Source organism: Methylibium sp. (assembly GCF_031393925.1).
Taxonomy (GTDB): domain Bacteria; phylum Pseudomonadota; class Gammaproteobacteria; order Burkholderiales; family Burkholderiaceae_C; genus Methylibium.
In genome coordinates, this window is the sequence record NZ_JANMWL010000133.1 from 1 (window position 1) to 7,726 (window position 7,726).

Genomic DNA, 7,726 nt, shown 5'->3' on the forward strand with positions numbered 1-7,726 from the left:
CGGATTTCGCGACTCTTGCCGCGCAACAGCGCGACGGTGTCGCCGGCCGCATTGCTGACGCTCACATCGTAGATGCCGGTGCGGCCGCTGCGCGAACGCTCCTCGCCCACCGCGCGCAACAGCTCGCCTTCGCGGGCCGGCGTCAGGTAGTCGATGTGGCAGCCGGCCGCGACGCTGACGCGGTTGTAGCTATTGCAGGCGAAGGCGAAGCAACTGTCGGCCAGCGCGAAGATGAAGCCGCCGTGGCAGATGCCGTGGCCATTGAGCATGTCGGCGCGCACCCGCATCTCGAGCACCGCGCGGCCGGGCCCGATCTCGTCCAGCCGCATGCTCAGCGAGCGCGACGCGGTGTCGCGCTGCCACATCGCGCGGGCGCAGTCCTCGGCGAGCGTCTGGGCCGCGTCGACCTCGTCAAGCCTCGGCTCGCCGAAGGCGCGTGCGTCATGGGTGCGCGGGTCGGGGGTCATGTGGCAACCGATGCAGTGGGTTGGCCTTCAGCGCAAGGCGATGCAGGCAAGGTGGGCATTCGAGCGCACTCCGGTATTGGTATGGGCCCTTCGGGCGCTCGTGCAGGCTCATGCCGTGCTGCTTGCCTGCGCGTCGGAATCGGCGCTCAACGCCCGGTGAAACGCGGCGTGCGCTTGCCGAGGAAGGCCGACACGCCTTCGGCATAGTCGTGACTGCGACCCAGCTCGCGTTGCAGGTCGCGCTCCAGGTCGAGTTGCTCATCGAGCGTGTTCGCCCAACTTTGCTGAAGCGCCCGCTTGGTGCGTGCGAGGCCGAGCGTCGGCGCGCTGGCGAACTGCGCGGCCAGGCCGTCGACCTCGGCCGCGAAGTGTTCATCGTCGACGCATTTAAGGATCAGTCCCCAGGCCGCCGCTTGCTCGGCTGAGAGCTTTTCGCCGAGCATCGCCAGGCCGGCGGCGCGCGCCGGGCCGACGAGTCGCGGCAACCACCAGGTGCCGCCCGCATCGGGCACCAGGCCGAGCCTGCAGAACGGCTGCAAAAAGCTCGCCGAGCGCGCGGCGATCACCAGATCGCAAGCCAGCGCCACGTTGCAGCCGGCACCCGCCGCCACACCGTTGATGGCACCGATAACCGGCTTGTCGAGCGCGCGAATCTGGCGCACCAGCGGCGCGTAGTAGTTGCCGATGGTCTCGCCGAGGTCGGGCGGCTCGGCGCCCGGCGCCGTCTGGCGATCGGACAGGTCCTGGCCGGCACAGAAGGCGCGGCCGGCACCGGTGAGCACCAGCACTCGCACCTCGGGCCGCGCTGCGGCAACCAGGGCCTCGCGCACCTCGAGGTGCATCGCGACATTGAAGCTGTTGAGCTTGTCGGGCCGGTTGAGCGTGAGCCGCGCCACGCCGTCAAATTCAGCGTAGAGGATATTTTCGTAGGCCATGGCTTTTGATCGTCTTGGGGTTGCAAACGCGATTCAGATGTTGCGATTCAGCGTGCGCCGCGACGCGCCGGCAGCAACGATGGCTCTACTTGCACCACTGCTGCTCGCAGGGAATGCCGTCGTTGTTTCCGTCCATCTTCACGCCAGGGCAGTTCTGCAGAAAAAATCTCGCCTCGGCGCACGACCTCATCTGCGAACAATGCGTGCGACCGTCACATTTGAACAAATCGGAAGGAACGGTTTCAGACTTTCGCGGCGACGGACCAGACGATGGCTCGACATCGACGCTAACTTGGCGCACCAAATTCTCGGCGCGGCTTGCTTGGTATTTCAAATAGCCCTGCCACGCGAGAAGACCGACCAGGACGATGATGATGACGCGCTTCATGGATGGCCCATCCGGGTTAGCGGCTCTGTTTTAGAGGCGCCAGGACTTCTGAGCCCAGCCGCGGCCGCGCGAAGTCGGCGCTGGCAAGCGGCATCACCTCCTGCAAGCTCTCGCGGCAGCGCACGGTCAGGCGTTGGTAGGTGGCGGTGCCGGCCGACTTCCAGGCCAGCTCTTGGGGTGTGAGTTCACGCACCACTTTGCCCGGCACGCCGGCGATCAGGTGGCGTGGCGGCACTTCAAAGCCGGCACGCACGAAGCACAGCGCGGCCACGAACGCGCCCTCGCCGACGATGGCGTTGTCCATCACCACCGCGTTCATGCCGACCAGCGCATCGCGCCCGATGCGGCAGCCGTGCAGCACCGCGCCGTGGCCGATGTGGCCGCCTGCCTCCACCACCGTGTCGGCGCCCGGAAAGCCGTGCATGGTGCAGTGGTCCTGCAGGTTGCTGCCGGCTTCAAGCACGAGCCGGCCGAAGTCGCCGCGCAGGCTGGCGCAGGGACCGACATAGACGCCCTCGCCCACCCACACATCGCCGATCAGCTCGGCGCTCGGGTGAACAAAGGCGCTCGGGTGAACCACCGGCACCAGGTCGTCGATCGCGTAGATGGGCATGGGTGGGTGCTCGGTGTGGTGGCTTGGAAGTCGTTCACCGGCGCTTAGCCAGCAGCGTTTCGATCTCGTCCATGATCGCGTTCATGTGCGCCACCAGCGCCTGATAGGGCGCGGGCGTGGCGAGGTCGACGCCGGCCGCCTTGACCAGCTCATACGGGTAGCCGGAACCGCCGGCCTCGAGCAGCGCGGTGTAGCGCTGCAGGGCACCCGGCTCGCCCGCTGTGATGCGCTTGGCGAACAGAGAGCCGGCCGAGATCGACGTGGCGTACTGGTAAACGTAAAAGCCGTAATAGAAGTGCGGTATGTAGGCCCACTCGACGCAATAGGCGGGGTCGATCTCCATCACGCCCTCCTGGGTACCGTGGTAGCGGTGCAGGATCTCGCAGTAGGCCTTGCTGAGCTGCTCGCCGGTGAGGGGTTCGCCCCGGTCGACCTCTGCATGGATGCGGCGCTCGAACTCCGCAAACATCGCCTGGCGAAAGAAGGTGCCACGCAGGTTCTCGAGGGCCGAGCCGAGGTAGAGCAGGCGCTCGTCGTCGCTCTTGGCCGCGCCGAGCATGCGCTGCAGCAGCAACTCTTCGTTGACGGTCGAGGCGATTTCGGCGATGAAGGTCGCGTAATCGGCGTTGACGAAGGCCTGCTTGCGGTTGGCAAGATGGCTGTGCATGGCATGGCCCCACTCGTGCGCCAAGGTGCTGAGCGACTCGTAGTCGTCGTTGTAGTTCATCAGCACGTAGGGATGGACGTCGTAGGCGGCGCCCGCCATGTGCGCACCCGACTGCTTGTTGGGGCGCGGGTAGGCGTCCATCCAGCGCTTGTCGAAGCCGCTGCGCAGGGCTGCCACATAGTCCGCGCCGAGCGGCGCCACCGCTTCGAGCACGAGCTGCTTGGCAGTGGCCAGCGGGAACTTGATGTCGCTCTTGACCAGCGGCGGGTAGATGTCGGAGTAGCGCATCGGCGCTACTGCGAGCATGCGCGCGCGCAACTTGAAGTAGCGGTGCAGGGTCGGCAGGCTCTTGTTGGTCTGGGCGATCAACGCGTCCATCACTGCCACCGGCAGCCGGTTGGCGTCGAGCGCGTGGGTCATGGCGTCAGGGTAGTTGCGCACCTTGGCGTAAACCGCGTCTTCCTTGAGCTGGCTGTAGAGCGTTACGCCGAGCGTGCGCTCGAAGGCCTTGAAGGCACCGAAGAAGGCGTCCATCACGCGCTTGCGCTCGTCGGCGTTGGGCGCTGCGCGGTGCAAGGTGTAGGCCGAGCCGTCGAGCCGCACTTCTTGGCCGCTGGAGAGTTTGAGGGTCGGCCACGGCAGATCGGCGTTGGCAAGGATTTGGTAGGTGTTGCCACCGGCCGAGTTCATCAGCGCGAACTGCGCGATGAGCGCCTCGCCGGCGTCGCTCAGCGTGTGCGGCGCGGCGTGCAAGATCTGGTCGAGCGGGTGCCGGTAGATCGCCAGGCCGCGCTGCTGCGCGATGAAGCGCTGCACCTTGGGCCGGCCCATGCGCAGGACCTCGGGGCCGACGAAGGAAAAAGCCTCGCTCAGCCGCGCCCCGAGCACCTCGGTTTTTTGCGTGAGTGCCAGGCTCGACGCCACGCCGGTGTCGCCCGCAAGCAGCTGTCCGGAATACACGGCCAGGCGCGCAAAGCGCTTGTTGATGTCGGCCTGCAGGTCCAGGCATTGCTTGAAGCGTGCCGCGCTCGCGCCGAGCCGGCCCTTGCAGCGACCCATTGCCTGCAACTGCGCTTCGAGCCGGGTGGCGTCGGCCTCCCAGGTGGCCATGTCGGGGTAGAGATCGGCGAGGTTCCAGCGGTCGGTGCTCGACTCGTCGGCCGCGCGGGCAGCGCCCGCGGTCAACGCGAGCGACAGCAGTACAAGGCGTGCGACACCCTGCGCGGCCCGTCGCGCGAGACCTTGCACGAGGGCCGGTCGGAGATACCACGAGCCCGCCAAGGCCAGCACGGCGAACGAACTGCGTTTCATGGGGAACTCCTTCGCCTGCGCCAGGCCGATCGCCCGGGCGCCGGGCAGTCTAGCGGGGTGCCCCGCGCGGTCGGCGTCGGGACTTCCCGCAAGCCGCGGTGCGGTGTCTGCGCGCCGCTCGCGCGGCGCCCGCCTTCAACGCGGCGGCGTCACGCTGGCCGTGCCGACGCCCAGGCCAAGCTCCGAGCACTGCGCGACCAACCCCTCGGCGACCTTGGCGTAAACCGTGCGGCCTTCGACAAAGCGCTCGGAGATGTCGCAAGACTCACCCACCTTGACCCTGCCCGCTGCGGCTGACGCGCTGCGAACGCCGGGCACGAAGTACACGCAGGCCCTGGACATACCTGCAGCACGAGCGGCGGTGCTCGCCTTGTCGCCCGCGGCGAAGTTGGCCGCGGTGCAGGCGATCGGCGCCTTGATGGTCTTGTTGTCCGACCAGTCCTTGCCGCTGCGCTCACCGAACGACACCACCGCGGGAAACGACGGCGGCGTACACAGCGTGTTTTCCCGCGCACACGGCACCCACTTCTTGCGCGTATAGGCAAACGTCGGCCGCTCGGCGTCGGTGCCGCTCGGCGCCACCGCCCACTTGCGCTCGGGCGGCGGGTTGACTGCGGCATGTGCCTTGGCAGCGGCGACGATCTTGCGCACGCGCGGGTCGTCGGGCGGCACGCTCGCGTTGAGCTTCCAGTACATCGACCACAGCTCGGCGGGCGACTTGCCCTGCGACTCTTCGGGCTTGGGGTGACGTATCTGGAAGCCCTTGGCCTTGTAGATGATCTCGAGGCGCCATCCGGCCAGCTCGGGGCAATACCAGTAATGCCACTCGCCCTCGTCGGTGTAGCCATGCTGGGCGTAGGTGCCGATACCCTCGGGCGCGTAACGGCAGGTCGGCTCGGTGAGCTGTGCCTGTGCCGGCGTCGCGACCAATGCGATCAACCAGGCCGTGGCCGCAGCCGCGTATCGAAACACAAACCGATCCTTCATCAGCGCTCCTGGGTGCTGCAATGGGGTGCAACACACGGCGCTGACGGGCAAGTGGCATGCCTGAACGGGATGGTCGGGGCGGCGGGATTCGAACTCGCGACCTATTGCTCCCAAAGCAATTGCGCTACCAGGCTGCGCTACGCCCCGACGGGAGGTCGCGATTGTAGCGAGCGGCTGCGCGTGCCCGAGGCGATCAGCCCGAGAGTTGCGTCCAGGCTTTCTCGAGCCGCTTCACGCTCACCGGCTGCGGCGTGCGCAGCTCCTGCGCGAACAGGCTGACGCGCAGTTCTTCGAGCAGCCAGCGGAACTCGTCCAGGCGCGCGTCGCTTGCGCCCTTGAGTTCGGCCACGCGCCGCAGGTAACGCTGCTCGAGCGGGCGCAGCTCGGCGAGCCGCGAGGCGTCGCGCGTCGGATCGGCTCGCCATTTGTCCAGACGCAGGGTCACGCCCTTCAGGTAGCGCGGCAGGTGCGAAAGCGCCGTCCAGGGGGTCTCTGCGAGAAAACGCTTGGGCACCAGGCGCGCCAGCTGGGCCGCCGCGTCGTCGGCGGTTTCCTTCGCAGGCCGCGCGTCCTTTAGCTTGCGCGCCGCCACCGCATGCTCGGCGAGCACGGCATGCGCCTGGCGTGTGACCTCCTGCGCGATCAGGTTGAGCCGCGCACGGCCTTCGTCGACGCGGCGCGCGAATGCCGGCGCATCGGCTGGCAGCGGCTCGGCCAGGAAGGCGCGCTCCAGCGCCACCTCGATGATCTGCGCGCGCAACTCGTCGACACTGCCGCCCACGCTCATGTAGGCGGCGGCCATCAGGGTCAGGTCGGGGATGTTCTTCTCGAGGTACTTGAGCGGCTCCCTGAGCTGCAAGGCGACGAGGCGGCGCAGGCCGGCGCGGTGCTTCGCGGCGGCGACGTCGGGCTCGTCGAAGACCTCGATCTCGACGTGCGTGGCCTTGTCGATGAGAGCGGGAAAGCCGATCAGCGACAGTGGACCGCGCCTGATCTCCATCAGTTCGGGGAGCTCGCCGAAGGTCCACGCGGTGTAGGTGGCGGTAGGCGCGGGCCGGCCCTCACCCCCACCCACTCACAGAGGGTGAGGGAGCAAATCCTGCGCCTCGGCAAAGGTCCTGCCGCCAGAGGATGCATTGCCCCCTCTCCCCTTGGGAGAGGGTTGGGGTGAGGGCTGCGCTTGCTCAACCGCCAGCGACCCCATCCTCAACCCCGCCAGCGCCTGGAACGCCGAGCGCGCCTGCGCGCCCAGCTCGGCCTTGAGGGTCGGCAGATGCCGCCCCATGCCGAGCTGGCGGCCGTGTTCATCGACCACGCGCAGGTTCATGAACAGATGCGGCGCCAGGGTTTCCAGCTTGAAGTCGTTGCGCTGCAGCGCGATCTGCGTGCGCTCGCGCACCGCTTTGAGCAAGGCGTCGAGCAGACCGCCCTGCGCATACGGCGTGAGCAGGGCGAACTCGGCCGCGCAGTCGGGCAGCGGCACGAGGCGGGTGCGCGGCCGCTGGTGCAGGCTCTTGAGCAGCGCCAGCACCTTGTCTTTCAGCAACCCCCGCACCAGCCACACGCAGCGCTCCTCGCTCACCTGGTTGTGCGCATAGATCGGCACGGTGACGGTGAGGCCGTCCTTCGCATCGCCGGGCTCGTGCAGGTAGCTCGCGGTGCAGTCGATGCCGCCCAGGCGCAGCGTCTTGGGAAATGCCGACGTGGTGATGCCCGCCGCTTCGTGGCGCATCAGCTCGTCTTGCGTGAGCATCAGGAGGCGGGGCTGCTGGCGGCTCTCATGGCGCACCCAGCGCTCCAGCGTGGCGCCGGAGTGCACGTCCGCGGGCAGTTGCTGGTCGTAGAAAGCAAAAATGAGTTCGTCGTCGACCAGCACGTCCTGGCGGCGCGACTTGTGTTCGAGTTCTTCGACCTTGGCGATCAGCTTGCGGTTGTGCTGCAGGAACGCGAGCGGGGTCTCCCACTCGCCTTCCACGAGGGCGGCGCGAATGAAAATCTCGCGCGCCGCGGCCGCATCGACCTTGCCGAAGTTCACGCGCCGGTTGCTGTAGACCACCAGCCCGTAGAGCGTGGCGCGTTCGAGCGCGATCACTTCGGCCGCCTTCTTCTCCCAGTGCGGCTCCAGCAGTTGCACCTTGAGCAAGTGGCCGGCCACGCCGGCAATCCACTGCGGCTCGATCGCAGCGAGCGAGCGGCCGAACAGGCGCGTGGTCTCCACCAGTTCGGCCGCGATCAGCCAGCGACCCGGCTTCTTGGACAAGTGCGCGCCCGGGTGGCGCCAGAACTTGATGCCGCGCGCGCCCAGGTACCAGTCCTCGTCGTCGCTCTTCAAGCCCAGGTTGCCGAGCAGGCCGGCCA

The 7,726-nt window shown here is 67.7% G+C and carries 8 protein-coding genes and 1 tRNA gene; all 9 read right to left on the reverse strand.

Translation table 11 applies throughout. The features are described 5' to 3' along the window. Nucleotides 1-365 (reverse strand): hydroxyphenylacetyl-CoA thioesterase PaaI (gene paaI / locus RMO12_RS07830; protein ID WP_309638864.1); only part of this gene is annotated, 365 nt, incomplete at its 3' end. A 248-nt stretch (nt 366-613) separates the two neighbouring features. After that, on the reverse strand, nt 614-1,402 hold the full coding sequence (paaG, locus tag RMO12_RS07835; protein WP_309624040.1) for a 2-(1,2-epoxy-1,2-dihydrophenyl)acetyl-CoA isomerase PaaG: 789 nt from the start codon (nt 1,400-1,402) through the stop codon (nt 614-616). Between the two features lie 85 nt (nt 1,403-1,487). Beyond that, the gene (locus RMO12_RS07840) at nt 1,488-1,790 is read right to left on the reverse strand and encodes an excalibur calcium-binding domain-containing protein (RefSeq protein WP_309638860.1); all 303 of its coding nucleotides are present in this window, start codon (nt 1,788-1,790) and stop codon (nt 1,488-1,490) included. A gap of 16 nt (nt 1,791-1,806) precedes the next feature. Then, entirely contained in the window at nt 1,807-2,403 is a 597-nt protein-coding gene (locus RMO12_RS07845; RefSeq protein ID WP_309638861.1) for a phenylacetic acid degradation protein PaaY, read from the reverse strand. Between the two features lie 34 nt (nt 2,404-2,437). After that, entirely contained in the window at nt 2,438-4,381 is a 1,944-nt protein-coding gene (gene pepF / locus RMO12_RS07850; protein ID WP_309638862.1) for an oligoendopeptidase F, read from the reverse strand. 135 nt (nt 4,382-4,516) lie between these two features. Then, nucleotides 4,517-5,368, reverse strand: coding sequence for a hypothetical protein (locus RMO12_RS07855; RefSeq protein WP_309638863.1), 852 nt, complete (start codon nt 5,366-5,368; stop codon nt 4,517-4,519). Nucleotides 5,369-5,438: 70 nt separating this feature from the next. Continuing rightward, nucleotides 5,439-5,515, reverse strand: a tRNA-Pro gene (locus tag RMO12_RS07860). A gap of 46 nt (nt 5,516-5,561) precedes the next feature. After that, nucleotides 5,562-6,443, reverse strand: coding sequence for a DUF3418 domain-containing protein (locus tag RMO12_RS15960; RefSeq protein WP_405029639.1), 882 nt, complete (start codon nt 6,441-6,443; stop codon nt 5,562-5,564). Beyond that, the coding region (locus RMO12_RS15965; protein WP_405029640.1) for a DUF3418 domain-containing protein at nt 6,444-7,726 on the reverse strand (1,283 nt) is incomplete at its 5' end.